The 20,249-nt window shown below is 39.0% G+C and carries 16 protein-coding genes and 1 pseudogene; 15 read left to right on the top strand and 2 right to left on the bottom strand.

From position 1 onward, the window contains the following. The first annotated feature begins 351 nt into the window (after positions 1-351). The 5 genes from BSO02S_RS04195 to BSO02S_RS04175 all read left to right on the top strand — a co-directional run bounded on the left by BSO02S_RS04195 (position 352) and on the right by BSO02S_RS04175 (position 4,629). Positions 352-573, top strand: a complete 222-nt coding sequence (locus BSO02S_RS04195; protein WP_066062941.1) for a hypothetical protein — start codon at positions 352-354, stop codon at positions 571-573. 307 nt (positions 574-880) lie between these two features. Beyond that, positions 881-1,522 carry a sporulation membrane protein YtaF gene (gene ytaF / locus BSO02S_RS04190; RefSeq protein WP_066062940.1) on the top strand — a complete coding sequence of 214 codons (642 nt, stop codon included), beginning with the start codon at positions 881-883 and terminating at the stop codon, positions 1,520-1,522. Positions 1,523-1,691: 169 nt separating this feature from the next. Further along, positions 1,692-2,345, top strand: coding sequence for a helix-turn-helix domain-containing protein (locus tag BSO02S_RS04185; protein WP_066062938.1), 654 nt, complete (start codon positions 1,692-1,694; stop codon positions 2,343-2,345). Between the two features lie 33 nt (positions 2,346-2,378). Then, a complete protein-coding gene (locus BSO02S_RS04180) occupies positions 2,379-3,338 on the top strand; it encodes an LCP family protein (protein WP_066062936.1) in 960 nt (319 codons plus the stop codon). 97 nt (positions 3,339-3,435) lie between these two features. Continuing rightward, positions 3,436-4,629, top strand: coding sequence for an FtsW/RodA/SpoVE family cell cycle protein (locus tag BSO02S_RS04175; RefSeq protein ID WP_066062935.1), 1,194 nt, complete (start codon positions 3,436-3,438; stop codon positions 4,627-4,629). 93 nt (positions 4,630-4,722) lie between these two features. Here the strand turns inward: BSO02S_RS04175 and BSO02S_RS04170 are convergent, their stop codons facing one another. After that, positions 4,723-5,145: a hypothetical protein gene (locus tag BSO02S_RS04170; protein WP_066062933.1), complete on the bottom strand. Its 423-nt coding sequence runs from the start codon at positions 5,143-5,145 to the stop codon at positions 4,723-4,725. A 204-nt stretch (positions 5,146-5,349) separates the two neighbouring features. Here BSO02S_RS04170 and BSO02S_RS28605 point away from each other — a divergent pair. The 3 genes and pseudogenes from BSO02S_RS28605 to BSO02S_RS27455 form a co-directional block, all read left to right on the top strand. Beyond that, positions 5,350-5,460 (top strand): annotated as a pseudogene (locus BSO02S_RS28605) (arsenical-resistance protein); the annotation flags it as partial. A 229-nt stretch (positions 5,461-5,689) separates the two neighbouring features. Beyond that, a complete protein-coding gene (locus tag BSO02S_RS04165) occupies positions 5,690-6,466 on the top strand; it encodes a hypothetical protein (protein WP_235846865.1) in 777 nt (258 codons plus the stop codon). Positions 6,467-6,673: 207 nt separating this feature from the next. After that, positions 6,674-6,814, top strand: a complete 141-nt coding sequence (locus BSO02S_RS27455; protein WP_169802716.1) for a hypothetical protein — start codon at positions 6,674-6,676, stop codon at positions 6,812-6,814. Positions 6,815-6,974: 160 nt separating this feature from the next. Here the strand turns inward: BSO02S_RS27455 and BSO02S_RS26845 are convergent, their stop codons facing one another. After that, complete coding sequence (locus tag BSO02S_RS26845) at positions 6,975-7,118, bottom strand: hypothetical protein (protein ID WP_157081376.1); 144 nt, start codon at positions 7,116-7,118, stop codon at positions 6,975-6,977. Positions 7,119-7,304: 186 nt separating this feature from the next. On the opposite strand from BSO02S_RS26845, the gene BSO02S_RS04160 reads away from it, so the two are divergent. The 7 genes from BSO02S_RS04160 to BSO02S_RS04135 all read left to right on the top strand — a co-directional run bounded on the left by BSO02S_RS04160 (position 7,305) and on the right by BSO02S_RS04135 (position 20,245). After that, on the top strand, positions 7,305-8,177 hold the full coding sequence (locus tag BSO02S_RS04160) for a proline iminopeptidase-family hydrolase (RefSeq protein WP_066062930.1): 873 nt from the start codon (positions 7,305-7,307) through the stop codon (positions 8,175-8,177). 80 nt (positions 8,178-8,257) lie between these two features. Beyond that, positions 8,258-8,380, top strand: a complete 123-nt coding sequence (locus tag BSO02S_RS28210) for a hypothetical protein (RefSeq protein WP_268875980.1) — start codon at positions 8,258-8,260, stop codon at positions 8,378-8,380. 744 nt (positions 8,381-9,124) lie between these two features. After that, positions 9,125-13,432, top strand: coding sequence for a S8 family serine peptidase (locus BSO02S_RS04155; RefSeq protein ID WP_066062928.1), 4,308 nt, complete (start codon positions 9,125-9,127; stop codon positions 13,430-13,432). 170 nt (positions 13,433-13,602) lie between these two features. After that, positions 13,603-14,844, top strand: coding sequence for an ATP-binding protein (locus BSO02S_RS04150; RefSeq protein ID WP_066062927.1), 1,242 nt, complete (start codon positions 13,603-13,605; stop codon positions 14,842-14,844). A 191-nt stretch (positions 14,845-15,035) separates the two neighbouring features. Then, entirely contained in the window at positions 15,036-16,361 is a 1,326-nt protein-coding gene (locus BSO02S_RS04145; protein ID WP_066062926.1) for an MDR family MFS transporter, read from the top strand. A 246-nt stretch (positions 16,362-16,607) separates the two neighbouring features. Then, positions 16,608-18,527, top strand: coding sequence for an FUSC family protein (locus tag BSO02S_RS04140; protein ID WP_235846867.1), 1,920 nt, complete (start codon positions 16,608-16,610; stop codon positions 18,525-18,527). A 299-nt stretch (positions 18,528-18,826) separates the two neighbouring features. Then, positions 18,827-20,245: an MFS transporter gene (locus BSO02S_RS04135; RefSeq protein ID WP_066062920.1), complete on the top strand. Its 1,419-nt coding sequence runs from the start codon at positions 18,827-18,829 to the stop codon at positions 20,243-20,245. Positions 20,246-20,249: the final 4 nt, after the last annotated feature.

The raw sequence follows: 20,249 nt of genomic DNA, 5'->3' as shown, positions 1-20,249 counted from the left end.
TTGACTTGTCATTTATCCCTCATGTCGTGGAATGCCAATCTTAACAGAAACTGCTGTTTTCTATTGATATATTTTTAAGGACGTCTGCTAATAGGCGTCCTTTTTCGCAACTATGGCAAAGTACTCGTAAGAAAGTATATTAAGGTTAAGATGACGAGGATTACTAAAATAGTAATTACTACTTTTTTCAAGGCTCAAACCTCCACAATTGTTATGTTTTTATTCTATTAATCCAAAATACTATTTTATTCTACATGGTAATTCCGGTTTGTAGATAACGATTATTCAATTAACTGATTGCCTAAGGAAGATGTATACTATAGATATATTTAACAATTTGGAGGAATTAACATGTTTAGTAACTTAGGTGGATCATTGTTTGCTTCAGAGGGTGGTTTAATTATTTTTACTTTTTTACCAATTATTTTATATTTAGTGCTTACTGGTTTTGGCATTTATTTCGTTGTTAAGGTAATTTTGTTCATGAAAGCAAAATTAAAATTAGACCAAGAGAGAAATGAAAAGATTGGTGAATTAATTAAGGTGGTTAGTCAAGGTAAAAGGGAAGAATAATATTAACAATCCCTAAAACGGCTTGAAAAATAAACGTAAAAAACCGACCGACGCAGTTTCGTTTAATGGATTTGATTGTCGGTCTTATAATGATGGTGGATATTTGGGATAGCTCAGTTCAAAGCGACTGAGTTCTTTTATTTGTATAACAAAAAATACCACTAACCCCTAATATGGTCACCACTAAAGGTGCAGTAAACAACCATTAGAATATTAGCAGCTGTTGACCTTTTATCAACAGTTTGAAAATAAATAGCACTTTTTGTCAATCTGAACAATACAATGTAAAAAATAGGGGTGATCTACATTGTCTTGGCTAATCATTTTGGCGTTCGCTGTATCGTCAAGTATCGATAATTTAGGAGTAGGGCTTTCATATGGGATTAGAAAAATACGAATGGGGTTAGGTGCCAATTTATTGATTGGGTTGATTTGTTTTCTAATGAGTATCACGGGGATCTCGTTTGGACTTTGGCTGTCAAAAATTCTTCCCGGAATGTTCCCGGTGATCATTGGAGCGTTTTTCCTATTTATTATTGGAATTAGGGTTATTCTATTGGGTGCCCCTCGTAAAAAAGGGACATTGGCCGTAAGCACGGATAATACTCCACATCAATCTCCAAGCATAAAAGAGGTACTAAGGAATCCTGAGGAGGCCGATGTTGATAACTCTGGTGAAATTGGTTGGGGGGAGGCTGCGATTCTTGGGGTAGCATTATCGGCAAATGCGCTTACTAATGGATTAGGTGCTGGCTTACTTGGGTTATCACCGTTAGCTATTTCTCTTACTGCTGCAATAGGTAGTATTATCAGTGTTTGGGCAGGCGTGAAGCTAGGTGACAAATTATCTGCAGTACGGATTGGCTCGTATACACTTGGAGACTTTGGAACAATAATCAGTGGCATTATCATATTAGTGATTGCTATTTTAGCATTTTTTAAGTTTTAACAATATAAAGATCTTTTGTTGACAAAGTGTCAACGTTGGGGTATATTTCTCAAGGATACAACTTTCCGAATACTCTTCGTTTTTATTAGTTTAATAGATTTTCATATTAGAATGGTTATATTGATTTGGTATAACTGTAAAATTTTCATTGCAGAAAGGGAAGTTTGGTATGTCTGAAATGCGAAATTCTAACAAACTCGGTTCACTATTAAAAGAATTATTGAAGGAACAATCCTTATCGATGAGGAAACTTAGCGAACTTACTGAGATCGATACCGCTACCATCTCACGGATCATAAACAATAAACGAAAAGCAAATCCAGAGCATTTACAAAAATTTGCTGATTGTCTTAATGTTCCTGTCGCAGACCTGTTTGTAGCCGCGGGATATTCCATTGATCAGAGGCCGGAAAACCAGCATTCTGATATTCATTCGTCTATTGACAGCATTCAAAACATCCTCGAATCCTCTGACTTATATAATAATAAATTCACGATTGAAAGCGTGGAACAGCAATTAACTAATTATCAACAATATTCCCAGACAGAAGAGGGGAAAGATACCATTCTTAAGAGCTTTGGGGATAAACTGATGAAAGTTGGCAGCATTGGTCCTTTTATTAATCATTTGAAGGATTTGTTTGATCGGTTTCGTTTAAAAAGAGGTACTCCGGTTGAACTCGCGATTATTGGGAGCGCATTGATTTATTTTATTACTTCGGTCGATGTGATTCCTGATTACATTTTTCCGATTGGTTATTTGGACGATGCCATCGCAGTAAACCTTGTATTAAATTTGCTATCGACAAAAGCTGGAAACTAAACATAAAAAGGACTTTGACAGGTGATAATTTAAATGAAAAAAAGAGACAAAACAAACACAAAACCAAAATGGCTAAGAAACCTTCTTTTGATCATTCTTTTATTAGTCGTAACAGTAGTCTTTTATTGTATTTATCAATTTAAAAGTGGATTGTCAGAAGCGAGTAATGGTAAGTATAAGGATGATCAAGAAACGTATGCAGACTTCCAAGGTGCTGAGCCGCAATTTGGGGAGATTAATATTTTGTTAATGGGAAGTGACTCACGGGGTGAGAAGCATTCACGTTCTGATACGTTAATGATCGCCCATTATAACCAAAACACTCATAATATGAAGATTGCATCCATTATGAGGGATACGTATGTGGATATTCCTGGTCATGGTAAGCAAAAGATAAATGCTGCTTTTGCATTTGGCGGTCCTGAATTGGTTAGGGAAACGATAAAGGAAAATTTTGATGTGGATATTAATTATTATGCGATTGTCGATTTTGAAGGATTTTCAAAAATAGTTGACATCGTTGCTCCCGACGGTATTGAGGTCAATATTCCATACAAGATGTCCTATGGAATTGGGATGACACTGAAGCCAGGCAAACAAATATTACATGGGGATCAATTGTTAGGCTATGTTCGTTTTCGCCATGATCGCCTAAGTGATTTTGGACGGGTGAATCGACAGCAAGAAGTGGTGTCAAAGGTTAAGAATCAAGCGATCAGTGTTCAAAACATCTTGAATCTTCCAAAAGTCCTTGGCGTTGCAGACCCTTACATTGATACCAATGTCGATGCGAAAACAATTCTATCGATTGGTAAAGGGTTAATCGCGGGAAAATCTAAACAAATGGAGAGCATTAGAATACCCATTGAAAATTCATACGAGGATGAAACTGTTAACGTAGGCGCTGTACTCAAGATTGATTTCGAGAAAAACAAGCAAGCATTAAAAGACTTTATAGCCCCATCTGGTGATGAAAGTAAGACGAATGAATAAGGCAGGAGCATTGACCATTAGAAGGAAATATAGAAAATGAATTGTGTAAAATGGAGACAAGAAGATTTTTTTATAAAGGCACAGTATGGTGGAGAAAATGAACACAGAAACAAATATTTTTCGAAGATTAGATGGTCTAATCATGTTAATTTTGCTGGCATTTTTTATCATAAGTTTAGTATTTATTTACAGTAGTCAGCAAACGGGTCAGTATGGAGCACAGAATTTTGCCTTAAAACAAGGAATTAATTATTTTATAGGTTTCGCCCTTTTAATCTGTGTAGCCAAGCTAGATGTTGAACAAATTGAACGACTGGCATGGCCTTTCTATATTGCCTTATTTAGTATTATTGTATTGTTGCGATTTTCGCCGACCTCGATTGCACCGGTGATCCTTGGGGCCAAAAGATGGTTTAGTATCCCAATTTTGGGGTCAATTCAGCCATCCGAGTATTTTAAAATTGCATTGATTATTTTAGTGGCTAGGTTAATTTCTAAACATAATTCTATTAATATAGTAAGAACTATGACAACAGATATACTCCTTGTTGGAAAAATACTACTGGTAACGATTCCGCCTTCTTTGTTTGTCTATCAGCAGCCAGACACGGGCATGGTTTTTCTCTATTTTATCGCGATTGGAAGCATGCTTTATTTATCTGGATTAAATAGGAAGTTGGTTGCTGTTTTTATCCTTGTTCCAATCCTAATCGGCGGCGTGCTCGTTTATTTGTTTTTATACCAGCCAGATATTATTTATAAACAGTTAATTCCATTATTAAAGCCCCATCAGCAGGAGCGGATTATTGGTTGGTTGGATCCTTCGGGAAACAGCGATCAGTCCTATCAAACCAATAAATCTCTGTTAGCAGTTGGTAGCGGGGAATTGTTAGGAAAAGGGATAATGAATGGTGATGTATATATTCCTGAAAAACATACAGATTTTATTTTTTCAACAGTAGCGGAAGAGGGAGGATTTCTATTTGCTGGATTCGTCATTCTATTATTTCTTTTGCTCGTCTATAGGATTATTAGAATAGGGCAAAGCTCAGAAACTCCGTTTGGGACATATATCTGCGCAGGAATAACATTTAGCCTGTCCATCCAAATTTTCCAAAATATCGGAATGGTTGTTGGCTTAATGCCCGTTAAAGGTATTGCCCTTCCGTTTTTAACCTATGGCGGAAGTTCATTGTTTTCCAATATGATAATCATGGGAATTATATTATCAATCAGAAAAACATTTGGTCTATATATGTTTGCGAATAAAAATCCGTTATCTTTTTTCTGACAGGTTCACTTTAGAGGTGCAAAACGATAAATCACAAATCAAATCATTAAATAAATTGCAATCAAAAAACTGAGCATAGAAAATTTCTTATGCTCAGTTTCCAATTTTGTTTGAGGTTTTTTTCATTTGTTTCATAACAAGTTCCTCTGTTTTCCCTTCCCATTGAATCTTCGACTTAATTTTGCTAGGAAGAGGAGGGGTACAACTGCCGCCACATGTTATAGAAATCCAAAATTCTTCTTGCTTTTCAAGATCCCCTTCTCCTGCGTTTAAAACTAAATTGCTTCCAGGCTCATCATAAATCTCGTAGTTAAAAATCGGTGGTCTTTTACCAGTACCAATATAAGAAATTTTATATTGTCTTTCTGAATCGTTTTCAACATCTAATTGAATGCGCCAATGTTCACTTTTTCCTTCATAATATTGTTTTTTAAATTCGTTTATATTCTCTTTACAAGCAACTAATAGAATCATAAATGATAGACATCCTACTAATAAAAACCATTTTTTTATCATTAAATCCCCCTTTTGTAAAATGAATTTCTTATTTATTCCTTCCTAACTAACTTAAGCAAACAGTTGGTGTATATTTATGTTAATTTTACCACATAAATGCATTTACTTTTATTTAGCATTTTACTATATCTTGACCACTTTAAATTACTCGCGGAAAGCTCCTCCGACAACCTTCTGTGATTTTTCATCTACAAGTTTGCTGAAATGAGTAATACAGGGAAAAGACGTTTATCGTTTCTGGATCGATACCTAAATCTGTGGATTTTTCTTGCGATAGCAGTAGGAATCGGCTTGGGATTCGCTTTCCAGGCTTTTTAGGCTGACAGGTGGCGCCAAGGTAGGAGTAGGCTACTCCTCGAGGTTTTAATTAATTGTAAACTTTTTATTTTATGAGCGACTATTTATCATTAATGAGTGTATTACTTACGAATGTTTTTTTAGTTAATGGTGCATGATGGAGAATAGTATGGAAGGTGGCCGAAAGGAATAAGGGATGTAGATGGATATCCTATTATCATTTATTAAGATATTGATGGTAAGTTTGGTGGAATTGTTTTATTTATTCGGTGTTATTATGGCTGTTGGTTTGATCTTAGGCGTTTTTGAAAGGTATTCAAATACCTTTTTAGTTCGAGCGTTTGGATCACGCGGCGTGCTTGTGACTGCATGGATTGGTACACCTATACATGAAATCGGACATCTTATTCAGTGTTTCATCTGGGGACATCGGGTAACGAAGGTAAAGTTATTGCAGTTGAGGAGCCCTGATGGCGTGCTTGGATATGTGGAACACCAATATAATCCGAATAGCATTTATCAGCAGGTGGGAAATTTTTTTATCGGGATAGGACCTATTTTTAGCGGCATTGGATCGTTAGTTTTGGGAATGTATCTCTTGGTGCCTCAATCCTACACAGCCTTTCAAGCTCAAATTCAGCAACATATTACCATTGAAAAGCTGGATAAAAGTGTTTTAAAAACAGTTGGTAGTGCTGGTTTTGCCATTAGCAAGAGTCTCTTTACTTTCGAAAATCTCATTAATCCGCTATTTTGGATTTTTTTAGTAGTGGCAATTAGTATTTCTTCTCACATCGCTTTAAGCAAAGCTGATATCCATGGGTCTGCGAAAGGGCTATTGATGATATTTTTCGTGCTTGTTTTGTTTAATGTGATTGCTAGTCTCCTCAATTGGGATAGCTATCAGATGATTGTTAAAATTGCCGAGTACAATATATATGTGTTGGCATTTTCAAGTATTGCCTTGCTCTTTTCATTTTTGACACTGGTGTTTAGCTTTCTTTTTTATAAAATGAAAAGCTAATAATACAAACAACGGCAAAATGGTGTACTTGCCGCTGTTTGTATTATTAGTTAGCACCCAAGAATTCCGGTTAATAAGCGATTTGAAATTTTTTTGTCTTGAAGCTAACATATTTCTGCAAAAGAAAGTGGAAAAATTTAAATGATTATATTAGGAAATAAGCTGCAAAATAAGAGGGGAAAAAAATAAATTTATGGAGGGTTTTACATGCCGAAGAATAAGCAAACGCCTTCACCAGAAGTCAATCAAAAGAAATTACTTGACGATAAGGTCGAAGCGCTGCGAAAAAACAACTTTGAGGATGGACATGTTCGGAAAGTTACTCAAAATGGGGCACAAGGACAATAAAAGAGAGAAAGGTGAATCCCCAATTTTTCACTGCATTAATTTTAGGAGTTGTCGAAACTGGCAGCTCCTTTTTGGGTTGTTAGGAAAATCGTTTAGGATACTTTTTTTCGTCTTGTCAGGATGGCCAACTCATAAAATAAGAAAAACGCCATTTCTGGCGTTAGGAATATTGATCGGCATCGTTTTGGTCATTGTTGTTGACCATATCTTTTGCTTCTTGAGCAATTTTATCAAACTTTTCATTTACCCTGTTCATAATTTCTTCGTTGTCAATTCCAGTGCTTTGATTATTATTTTTCTCCATTTTGTTCACCTCCATATTTATAGTTTGTTAAATTGGATTGAATTATTACTTTATTATTGGGCTAAAAATCCTAATTCGTAAATGAGTTTTCCCTTTTAACAATGATCTGAAAAACAGGGTTTTTTTGAGTGGCTGTCGAATTTAGTCAAGTATAGAAGAAACAATCAATTAAAAGGGGAAATTATTATGCATGAAGAGGGATACATTGAAGTAACAGGGGGTAGGGTTTCATATCAAAAATTTGATAATAACACTGGAGGGACCCCGGTAATTATTTTACACGGCGGGCCCGGCTCGTCCTGCTATTCGCTTCAAGGACTTAAAGAGCTTGCAAAGGACCGACCTGTTATTTTTTACGATCAACTAGGATGTGGAAAATCAGACAGGCCGGCGGACAAGTCTCTTTGGAGGCTTGAACGGTTTGTTGAGGAATTAGCTCAAGTGCGACAGGCTCTTAACCTTGATGAAGTACATATTCTTGGTCATTCTTGGGGGACGACGCTTGCGGCTACTTATTGTTTGACCAAACCCAGCGGCGTGAAAAGTGTCATTTTTTCAAGTCCATGCCTTAGCGCGCCATTATGGGAAAAGGATCAGAAACTCAACCTTAAAAAACTTCCAATCGAGGTTCAAGCTACAATTACTCGATGTGAAGAAAGTGGAACAACGGATACCAGAGAATTTAAAGAGGCAACCGAGGTATTTAATAAAAACTTTGTTTGCCGCCTGGATCCTTTTCCAGAATGGTTAAAACAAGGGTCCCAGTTTAAAAATCCGGAAGTCTACAATATTATGTGGGGACCTTCGGAGTTTACCGTCTTGGGCAATCTTAAGGAATTTGACTGTACCTTACGATTAAAAGAAATTGAATGCCCAACACTCTATACTTGTGGGCGTTATGATGAGGCCACTCCGGAAACAACACAGTATTACAGCAGTCTAACACCTGATTCGAAATTCCTTGTATTTGAGAATAGTGCCCATATGCCATACTTGGAGGAGCCGAAAGGGTATTTACATGTAATAGGAAATTATTTGAAAGAAATCGATTCCTATTAATCCCGAAGGATAATAGCCTCTAGATTAAACACGTAACCAGTAAAAAATCACCCGTGAATTTAATGGTCACGGGTGGTTTATTGATTAATCTAGAGGTCCCATCAATTGTTAACAACAATGGGGATACATTGGATAGCAGCAAGGGTTATAAACTGGAGGACAGCACGGGTTATAAATCGGCGGGCAGCATGGGTTATACATAGGGTAACAACAATCCTGATAATTTGGGTAACATTGTTGTTGCGGGTAAACTTGTGGTGCGATATAAGGCATATTCGGAAGAGCATTCGGTAATGCATTAGGCATGGCATTAGGCATAGCATTAGGCATAGCATTTGGACTAGCAATCGGTTGGTATGGCATTAAATTGGAACTACCAAAGGGCTTATTCTCCATTCTCATCTCTCATCTCTCCTCACGATTTTTTTATTACAGGATAGTGTATGTGTCCAATTTGTTGGGGGTATAGACATTCCCCCAACAAATTGCCTAATATTATCAGTCTTAATTTTCACCACTTTTACAGGACGTTTCCACTTGAAATGGAGATGTCCTTTTTCTTTTGGGAAAATTTGTAGTCATCCGACTTTAATATCAGAAGTTACGAACATATGACTATATCGTGGGATTGAAAATACTAGGAATATTTAACCAATTTCCAAAATGTAGAAGTGTATCTTTAAAAATAAATCGTAAGGTGGCAATTATTTGTAAATTGATTAGGTGGTTCGCACTTGTCAACCATACCTTGGACATATTTACTAATTTTCCCAACAACAACTTTCCTCCTAACTTTTGAAACTGCCATTTTTAATAACAGGTTTCGACACAAACCCAAGCTATTAATCGCTATTTTTAAAGTAGCACCTAGTTTTGGACATATAGTGTGCGAAAGAAAGGAGGGTAGTAGATTCAGTGGTTAAGGAAAATACTTAGGGGGTAAGAGGATGAAAAGAAAGAAGAAACGATTATTATCCACTCTATTAACCGCCATCCTAGTGTTGCCATTGCTCGTGCAGCCGCAAATGAATGCGAACGCTGCAACGAAAGGGGTAAGTACTTCAGCAAAAGACTCGCTGCCAACTCCAAAACAAAAAGTAACAAAATCGCTCTACAACCAATTTGATGACCAAGATCAAGTGACCTTCCTGATCAAAATGAAAGAACAAGTGGATTCCGCAAAAGTTGCCAAGGGAGCGGAAGAAAAAGCCAAACTTCAAAAGGCGACCCCAGCGAAAGCGAAATCATTGAAACGAAATACGATTGTTTCTGAGTTAAAAGCAACGGCAAAGGAAACACAATCTGACGTGTTAGCGTTTTTACTGGAACAAGAAAAGGCTGGCAAGGCCAAGGATGTTCACTCCTACTACATCGTGAATGCGATTGCCGTTACTGCTACCCAAGAGGTTATGGAAAAAGCAGCAGCCTTCCAAGAGGTTGAAAAAATCCTACCGAACGAAACAAGACAATTATTCGTTCCAGAAAAATCGGCTGCAACAGCTGTTCAAGAACCGGCAGCCAAAACGACAGCGGTTGAATGGAATATTGACCGTGTAGGGGCTCCGGCAGTTTGGGAAATGGGAATTGATGGCAGCGGAGTTGTGATTGGCTCGATTGATACCGGAGTCCAATGGAACCATCCGGCATTAAAGGAAAAATATCGCGGCTATAATGCCGCGACAGGTCAAGCGGATAATACCTATAGCTGGTTTGACGCTGTACGAGGGCAAGTTGTACCATATGATGATCAAGGACATGGAACACATACTACCGGGACAATGGTAGGTTCAGAGCCAAATGGTTCCAATATTATTGGTGTCGCACCTGGTGCGAAGTGGATTGCTGTAAAGGCATTTACGGCAGCCGGGGGCACGGACGCAGATTTATTAGAAGCGGGTGAATGGATGATCGCCCCAGGTGGAAATCCTGACAAGGCACCAGATGTCATCAATAATTCATGGGGCGGAGGTCCTGGACTTGATGAATGGTATCGTCCAATGGTTCGGGCCTGGAGAGCAGCAGAAATCTTCCCTGAATTCTCTGCAGGAAATACGACCTTAAGTAATCCAGGAGGTCCTGGATCTGTTGCCAATCCGGCTAACTATCCGGAGTCTTTTGCAACAGGAGCTACTGATATTAACAACAAACTTGGAAGCTTTTCCTTGCTTGGACCATCTCCATATGGGGAAATCAAACCTGAACTTGCGGCACCTGGTGTAAATATTCGTTCTTCCGTCCCTGGCGGCAGCTATGAAGGCGGATGGAATGGGACATCGATGGCTGGACCGCATGTTTCAGCAGCGATTGCCTTGTTGAAACAAGCAAATGCAAGTTTAACAGTTGAAGACTTAGAAAGAATCTTACAAACTTCTGCCATTCCCTTAACAGACAGCAAATATCCGGAATCACCAAATAACGGATATGGGTCGGGGTTATTAAATGTCTACGATGCAGTCTCTTCTGTTATTTCCGGTTTAGGAAAACTGAAGGGTCAGGTAACGAAAGAAGGAGACGACAGTGAAGCACCGGTGTTAACGCATTCCCAACCTGCCACGGTTTTTGCAGGAATGCCGCTAACGTTAGAAGCCTCAGCTGCCGATAATATTAGTGTAACAGAAGTATCTATGCAATATCAAAAGCAAGATGGTTCATGGACAACGGTTGCCGCAGAGCGGATTAGCGGTAACTATAAAAATGGAACGTACCGTGTGAATATACCTGGTGAAGAGATTTCCGGCACGACTTTCGTCTATAAGTGGAAAGCACGTGATTTCGGCGGCAACGAAACAGTGAGTGAGCATTCGATCACCGTTCTTCCAGGAATTACAGTCGGCTATGTGCAGGATTTTGAAAGTAATCCTGACGGCTGGACTTCCTATGGGGCTAATGATTCATGGCAGTGGGGTAAACCAACCAGCGGCCCAAGCGCAGCTTTCTCCGGTGAAAAAGTCTATGCGACCAATCTTGGCGGAAATTACGCGAACAGTGCAAACGCGTCCTTACAGATGCCGCCAATTGATTTACCGGAAGGAACCAGCTACCTGCAATTCAAGCAATGGTACCAACTTGAAAGAAACTATGATTTCGGTCATGTGTATGTTTCAACAGATGCTGTTAACTGGGTTCAAAAGCTACGCGTCAATGATGTGTCAAATGGCTGGATTGACGGTCAAGTAGATTTAAGTGAATATGCAGGACAGAGAATTTACATTGCCTTTAATCTAAAAACAGATGGCAGTGTGCCGAAGCTTGGCTGGTATTTAGATGATGTTCGTTTAACGAATTCACCACTTCCAACCGCTCAAAATTCAAGTTTTGGGGTCGAGCCTGAAAAAGAAGATCCTTCGTCCAATGTTGGAATGAAGGAAAAGGTCAATCCTGATAAATTCACGCTGATGATGCCTAAGATGAAAAAAGAGGCCGCTAGTGAAAAGGGCAACACTCCAATGCAATTACCTATGCTGGCACAAGTAACGGTTGTGGAATCCGGCCGTTCGGTAAACACCAATCCTGCAAATGGTAGCTTTGAGTTTACGCATGCAACAGGAACGTTTACGGTTGTTGCCGAAAGCTATGGCTATCAATCACAAACAAAAACCGTTACGATTGAGCGAGATGGGGAAACAGCAGCGAACTTCACTCTTCAGGAATTAGCAAAGGGTACTGTTTCGGGAACAATTAAGAACCAAGCATCAGGACAACCGGTTGCTGGGGCGACTGTATACGTCATCGAAGATGCTGCCGTTCAGCCTGTCCAAACGGACAATAACGGGCATTTTACCATCACTGCCTATGAAGGGGACTACACGCTTAAAGTAATTGCTCCACATTATTATAGTCAAGATGCAACGATTAAACTTAAAGGAAATATCGTTAAAAATTTCGATATCAAACCTTTCATTGGTTTCCCAAGTGAAATCGGCTATGACGATGGGACAGCTGAAAACGCGCGTGCCTTCTACGATGCTGGAAATGGCTGGGCTGTAAAAATGTCACTGGCAAAAGGGCATAAAAAGGCATTAGTCACAGGCGGCTTGTTCCGCTTCTGGGATACGGAATGGCCTGTTCCAGGTGGGACTGCCTTCAAAGTAGCTGTTTATGATGCAACAGGGGCTGACGGTGCACCTGGTAAAAAACTTGCCGGTCCTATTGATGCGACAGCACTTCGAAATGGTCAGTGGACACAGGTAGATTTGAGCAGCCATGGAATTCTAGTCGAAGGTGATTTCTATTTGGTCTATCTCCAAGCTGCAGTAAATACAAGTTCACCTGGCCTGGCAACCGATGAGAATGGGACAAATGCGAAACGAAGCTGGCAGTTTGTTGGCGGTGCATGGACACCATCACCGGAGGAAGAAGGTAACTATATGATTCGGGCCATAGTTGATTACGAAGTTACAGCACCGACCATCACCTCTCCTGTTGAGGGAGCATTCACGAACGTTGAAACGGTAAACGTAAAAGGTGAAGCGGCACCCACGACAAAGGTTCATATTTTTAACAAAGGCGAAGAAGTGGCAACCGTTGATACAAAGAATGATGGCACCTATGCAGTTGATGTGAAACTCAAAAAGGGTGAAAACCAATTAACGGCAAAAGCGTCTACATCGCAAGGGATGACGGATGCATCTGCACCTGTAACTATCACTTTTGATGCCGAAGCGCCGGAGTTAACGATTGGGTCGCCAACTGATGGCAGTAAAATGAATAAAGAAACTGTCACCGTTACTGGGACTGTTAAGGATGCTTATTTAGATTTCGTCCTTGTCAACGGAACAACCGCAAAGGTTGAAAATGGCATCTATTCTGCGAGAATTATGCTTGATGAAGGGATCAACCAAATCAAGGTAGCCGCCAAAGATAAAGCAGGAAACACGACGGAAAAGTCAGTGAAAATCGACGTGAAATACAAAGCACCATTGATTAAAAATGTAAAACCAGCTGAGGATAAGGAATTGAAGAAAGGCGAAAGTGTAAAGATTGAGTTCACAAGTGAACCGGGCTTGAAAACATCTTTCTTCATTCATATGCCGCTGACACAAACGAAATCAGTACAAGTGGCGAACGCGACAGAACTTCCGATGATGGAGGTTTCACCTGGATACTATGTCGGCTATTACACAGCTACGAAGGACATGAATGCCGCCGGTGCCGTCATTGAGGTGAAGGCTGTGGATTCCTATGGCAATGAATCAAGACAAACAGCTGACGGAAAATTGTATATAAATGAGAAGATAAAGAAGCCGAAGAAATAAGGACCGTTAGCATCATTAAAAAGGAGCCCTTCCACTATGTGTGGCAGGGCTCCTTTTTAATATTGAGTAATACTATCCGGTTTTTGAGAGATATATGGAATCTTTAAAGGAAAATAAAGAATCTTGTCGAATTATTAAAAGGTAAATATGCTTATGTAAGAGGGAAAATAATGAATAAATTAGGACAAATTGTTTTAGTGTTAATATCGATACTATTTACCACTTACCAAAAGATTGTGGATCATCACCCTTTTTTTACGTTGGACTTTATTATTTTTACCCTAATTGCTTGGGTGGTTGGCTGGCAATATGATAAGGCGCGCTTTTATGAAAAAAAATCACGTGCAAGTGAAGACAGCTATAAACAACTGCTCGATTCATTGCCTGAACCGGTTTATATCAGCCGGGATCACAAGATTCTTTATCTAAATCATGCTGCTGCCTGCATGATTGGTGCTGCGAATAAAATGGATATTGTTGGTAAAAGTATATTTGATTTTATTATTCCGGAGTATGAGGACCGTTTACTAGAACGATTTAAGCAGATAAAGAAAGAGAAACGACCTGTAAATACAATCGAATACAAAGCAAAACGATTGGATGGTTCGACGTTTTTCTTTGAAGTCTCCTCCCTGTTTATCCTTTTCGGTGGAAACGAGGCGGTACTGTCAATTGGAAAGGATATTACTGTTCGGAAGGAACATACGGAACGGCTGATTCAAAAGTCTGAAAAACTGGCATTGTTAGGTCAAATGGCAGCAGGAATTGCCCATGAAATCCGTAATCCACTCACATCGATAAAAGGTTTTATTCAGTTATTAAGGTCCAATCAGCGAAAAGAGGAATACTTTGAAATTGTATTATCTGAACTTGATCGAATCAATACGATTGTAGGCGAATTTCTAGTTCTTTCCAAACCGACCGCTGTAGTTTTTAGGGAACAAGATATAAAAGTATTAATAAAAGATGTAGTTACTTTAATTAATACCCAGTCTATTTTGAATAATGTGCAGATTTTTGTGGAATTGGACAGGGATTTGCCTATGATCAGCTGCGAAGAAAATCAGTTAAAGCAAGTATTTCTAAACCTGCTTAAGAACGCAATCGAGGCCATGCCGATGGGCGGAAATATTGATGTTATGGTAAAGGAAAAAGAAGAAGGGAAAATTTCTATTCAGATTATTGATCAGGGTGTAGGAATTCCGAAAGAGCGAATTTCTACACTGGGGGAACCATTCTATACTACAAAGGAAAAAGGAACCGGTCTCGGCCTGATGACATGTTATAAAATTATCGAAAGTCATAAAGGTGAGTTAACAATACAAAGTAAGGAAAATGAAGGAACGACAATTGAAGTCATTCTACCAACGATTACCCAGCCGTTATTGAAAAGGGAGTTAAGCCATTCTTAAACAGATGGTTTCGTTTTAAATGGAAAATGGTACATCTTTAACAAAAAAGGGCAGATTGCTGCCCTCTTTTGCGTTCTTTTACAAAAAAATATCTAATTAAATTGATAGTTTGTTATAATAGTTGATGTGTCAAAAAAATCTTGTAAATAAAAGGAATATTATTCAAAAGGGTTAGTACTTAGGAGGCTTTTATGGGGAAGAATAGATATGTGTTTTGGGGTCTTGTGATCACGACTTTGATTTCGGCACTTGATGCCAATATTATGCAAACAGCGAGTCCAACGATTGTAAAACAACTCGGCGGAATGGAGTTTTTTGCCTGGATTTTTGTGGTTTATATGTTAGCAAGTACTGTTACAGTTCCGCTATACGGAAAGTTATCTGATATGTATGGACGGAAAAAATTATTAATGATTGCCGTTGCTATTTTTACGATAGGTTCCATCCTCTGTGGAATCGCGAATTCAATGGTTATGCTGATTATTTATAGAGGGATCCAAGGTTTAGGTGCAGGAGGGATGATTCCACTTTCGATGATTATCGTCGGAGATTTGTTTACGATTGAAAAACGCGGGAAAATCCAAGCCGTGTTTAGCAGTATATGGGCAATATCTTCGATTGTTGGCCCTGTATTGGGTTCCTTTTTTGTTGAGACTCTGACATGGAGATGGATTTTCTTCATCAATATTCCTATTGGCATTGTTACGGTGCTTTGTTTGATTCCATACAAGGAAAATACACTATTTAAAAAGAGCCATATCGACTATAAAGGTTTCTTCCTGTTCGGGATTTCGATAACGCTGTTATTGTTAGCTACAAACATGAGCAATGCTTTTCTGTACGTCATCCTTGGAACTATTGGTTTAATTGTCTTTGTTTTAGTTGAAAGGAAAGAAGCGCATCCGTTTTTGCCGGTTTCCCTATTTCAAAACAAAGGAATTCTAAGGACAAACCTGTTTATGTTATTTTATTGTTTGTCCTTTTTCGGAACCTCAAACTTTATTCCGTTGTTTCTCCAAGAAGGAAAGCAGATGAGTATTTATAAAAGCGGACTCATCCTGCTAAGTATTGCTATTGGCTGGATGTTTGGAAGTACTCCGGCAGGGAAGTGGATCATTCGCTTTGGTTACAAAATCCTCTTTATTATTGGCAGTTTCATTACGACCATTTCAGGACTAGGACTATATCTTTTCATTAATGATATCTCCTATGTCGGTTTGTTTCTTATCTTAACTGTGCAGGGAGTTTCGTTCGGTCTGTTGTTTGCGGTTGGAACGATTGCATCTCAGGAGTTTGCCGAATCCCATATTAAAGGGATGTCTACCTCGCTTCAGATTTTCCTAAGAAACATAGGGACATCGATCGGGGTTACCATCATGGGTCTGCTCATCAATCATGCCGTCAATATTAACATTGGCATGAAAAATGTTTTCCTTTATGCTCTTTGTTTAAGTTTCGTCACGATTGTGTTAAGTTTTCTTATCCCTGCTAAAACCGGTGAGCTGAGTGAGAGTTAACCAAATGGTAAGTAGGGGAGCTAGGAAGAGTTCATTTTACTTACCTATAAAAATATTATGTAAACTAGTTTATATATAATCGATTAATGAAAAGGGTCACTCATTAGAGTGGCCCTTTCGCTATTCTATTAAGATTACTGAATTAAAAGATGAATTATTAATAAGCCATGCAAATTGATGAAGCGATTTGAGAATACTAATTTTAACAATGGTTCTCAAAGAAAGAGGTTTGAAGAATTGGGTAAGATGAGTAATTCGCCAACGTTATTTATGGTTGTAAAAAAGGCATTAGAAATTAATAAGAATCCTTTTCCATGGACAAAAGCAATTAGCGCTGGTTTTTGTGCTGCGATTCCGGCCTTTATTGGGTTGCTTACCGGAAATTTAGCCTATGGAATGCAGGCAGGGATTGGGGGCTTTACCTATCTCTATGTATTTAATGAGCCCTATGCACAGCGGGCGAAAAAGCTTTTTTGGGTGATGATTGGGCTGAGCTTATCGGTTGGTATAGGAACGATGCTTGCTCCGTATTCATGGTTATTTGCATTTATGGTTGGAGTGATTGGGGCAGTAGCGACATTTATTTTTGGAGCGCTAAAAATTCCAGGTCCAGCAGCGGTATTTTTTGTTTTATGTATTTCGATGACCTCGGGAATGCCGATTGATCCAACCCTTGCTCCTTTAAGGGCGGGTCTTGTATTATTGGGCGGACTGCTTTCATGGGTAATTGGGATGGCTGGTTGGCTTTTTAATCCTCATGCACCTGAAATGAGGGCAGTAAAAAAAGTATATGTTGAACTGGCCAGCTTTTTGGACGCAATTGGTACGGAAGACTATAATCAAGCAAGGCATCGAACCGTGATGCAGATGAAGACAACGGATGATATTCTGTTGGCAGGCCATATTTCATGGCGAACTACGGATGTATATAACCGATTACTTTTGTTAAATCATCATGCCAATGACATCTTTTTACATGTTATCGAACATTTTTCTGAACAAAGCGGCCAGTTGCCGCCGGAATTAGGGACAGCTGTCAGGGGGATTGTCGATTCAATCGATGATAAAAAAACCACGCTTCCTAGAATTCGCCAGCCAGAAGAAAGGAATGAAGACATCGACCGATTGTTTCGCAAAATCTTTGATGCCGATGCCATCCTGAATGAGCCTGTTTCAAAAATCAATCAACAAATTAACATCTTTAAACGCCCGTTAAGTACTATATTTGGCGGGGCCTTTGATAAAAACTCAATTGTATTTCTTTCTGCCATTCGCTATGGAGCCATCCTTACGATTGCAGCGATTGTTGCTTATTCATTTGATTTTTACCGATCCTTTTGGATTCCCTTATCCTGTGCGGCAGTCATGCTGGGCTCTACCATCATGTCTACCTTTCATCGAGCCATTCAAAGAACGTTAGGGACAATAATTGGAATTCTGGCTGCGAGTATCATTTTGTCAGCAAAGCCCCAAGGTATTCTTATTGTGTTCATTATCTTTGCACTGACCACATTAACCGAGCTTTATATTGTAAGGAATTATGCGCTTGCAGCGATGTTCATCACTCCCAATGCCCTATTAATCGCCGAAAGCTCGACACACTTACATAAGTTGTCCTTTTTCGCTACTGCAAGAATCATAGATGTGTTAATTGGCTGCTTTATAGGGTTACTGGGTACTTATTTAACAGGAAGAAGGTCAGCTTCAAGTAGGCTCCCACATGCCATGGCTAAAACCATTCGCAGCCAGATGCAATATTTACAGGTGTTATTTTCTGAGCAAAGAAATGGCTTTTCTTTTGAAAAGATCCCAGCGCAAAGTAAAATGCACACAAATTTTGATAATTTGAAAATTATCTATACAACCGCACTAGGGGAAATCCCAAACAATAAATTTACTTTAGGGGATCTTTGGCCCGCAATCTTTTCGATGGAACAGTTGCGGTTTCATCTTGATGCTTGTTTAAAAATTAAGGACCGGGCAATCCTTCCAGATGAAAGCCTCGCCCAGTTATTATTGGTGTTTGAATCAATGGCAAGCGCTTTAGAACATAAACAAGCTGTTGTGAGAAAGAAGATACCTGAAATAACGGGATTCTCAAAAATTCAACAAGAAATCGCAGACCTGCAAAATGCTTTGAGGGAAAAACATTTCAACAAGTCGTAAAATAAGAACAGAACCCATAACCTTCAAGAGTGTTAGAGTTAGGCGAATATCAGGTTCGTAAGTAAATTTTTGACAAAAATAATGGAGCATTGTCTAATACTACAAAAACACGATTATTGACTCAGTTTAATCAGTTATTTTTTCTATAATAGGGACATGAACAAGATATGAGTTAACCGTTATGAACTACAAGAAGGTATCTGTGAATCGAGGCAATTTTTTATCAAATACTATGCTGTAGGAATGATAACTTTTCGAAACAGAAAACGGTTAGCATAAGTATAAATAGGGGGTTCACCATGGAAACAGGTTATAAAGGGACAAATAAAATGATTACCGGAATTGTGTTCGGTGTGATTACGTTTTGGCTATTTGCTCAGGCAATGGTTAACGTCGTTCCAGCCGTTCAAAAAGATTTAGGTATTTCATTAGGAATGCTGAATGTAGCTATTAGTTTGACCGCATTATTTTCAGGAATCTTTATCGTGGCAGCAGGAGGATTAGCAGATAAAGTCGGTCGAAAGAAAATCACCAATATCGGGTTGATTTTAAGTATCATTGGTTCACTCTGCTTGGTATTTGCCAATGGTTCTGTTTTACTCATCATTGGCCGTGTGATTCAAGGTCTTTCCGCAGCATGTATTATGCCTGCAACAATAGCTTTAGTGAAAGAGTATTTTGAAGGAGCTGAACGTCAGCGCGCTTTAAGCTATTGGTCAATCGGTTCTTGGGGTGGTTCAGGTGTTTGTTCCTTTGCCGGCGGTGCGATTGCCACTTATATGGGTTGGAGATGGATTTTTGTCTTTTCGATTGTTTTTGCGGTCCTGGCAATGCTGTTGATTAAGGATACACCTGAAAGCAAAGGGGAACAAACAGTTTCAGCAAAATTTGATGTGAGTGGTTTTATCACCTTTATTATTACGATGCTTGCGTTAAACTTAGTGATCACACGGGGTGGAGATTTCGGCTGGACAAGCTCATTAACATTAATTCTTATCGCCATGACGATTATTGGGGCAATTGTCTTCTTTAATATTGAAAAACGAAAAGCAGCAAGCTTCATTGATTTTGGCTTATTTAAAAATAAACCCTATACAGGTGCAACGATTTCCAACTTCTTATTAAACGCTATCGCCGGAACCCTTGTAGTAGCTAATACCTATGTACAGGTGGGCAGAGGATTTACTGCTTTTCAATCAGGTATGTTATCTCTTGGATATTTAGTTGCAGTATTAGCCATGATTCGTGTGGGTGAGAAAATTTTACAAAAAGTAGGGGCAAAAGCTCCGATGATTTGGGGTGCGGTGATCACTACTGTTGGAGTAGCGATTATGGGATTAACCTTCTTACCTGGATTTACATATACAGTTGTCGTGTTTATTGGGTTTGCCTTATTCGGACTTGGACTCGGAATTTATGCAACTCCGTCAACAGATACGGCTGTTTCCAATGCACCTTCGAATAAAGTGGGCGAAGCTTCGGGACTTTATAAAATGGCAAGCTCGCTTGGAGGATCATTTGGTGTTGCGATATCTGCAGCTGTTTATGCTGCAATTGAATCAGTGGGAAGTATTGAAGCTGCTGCAACAGGTGGGGTTATTACGAATGTAATCTTTGGTATTCTGTTCTTGCTTTCAATCATTGCGATGGTTCCGGGGAATGCTGGTAAGAAAAAAGGAAAAAATCCATCACCATCACCAAGACCGGTAACAGAGTAATCGA

Origin of the sequence: Neobacillus soli NBRC 102451, assembly GCF_001591665.1 — a bacterium.
GTDB lineage: Bacteria > Bacillota > Bacilli > Bacillales > Cytobacillaceae > Neobacillus > Neobacillus soli.
The sequence above is the reverse complement of the archived record's forward strand: the minus strand, read 5'-3'. Positions and strand labels throughout refer to the sequence as shown.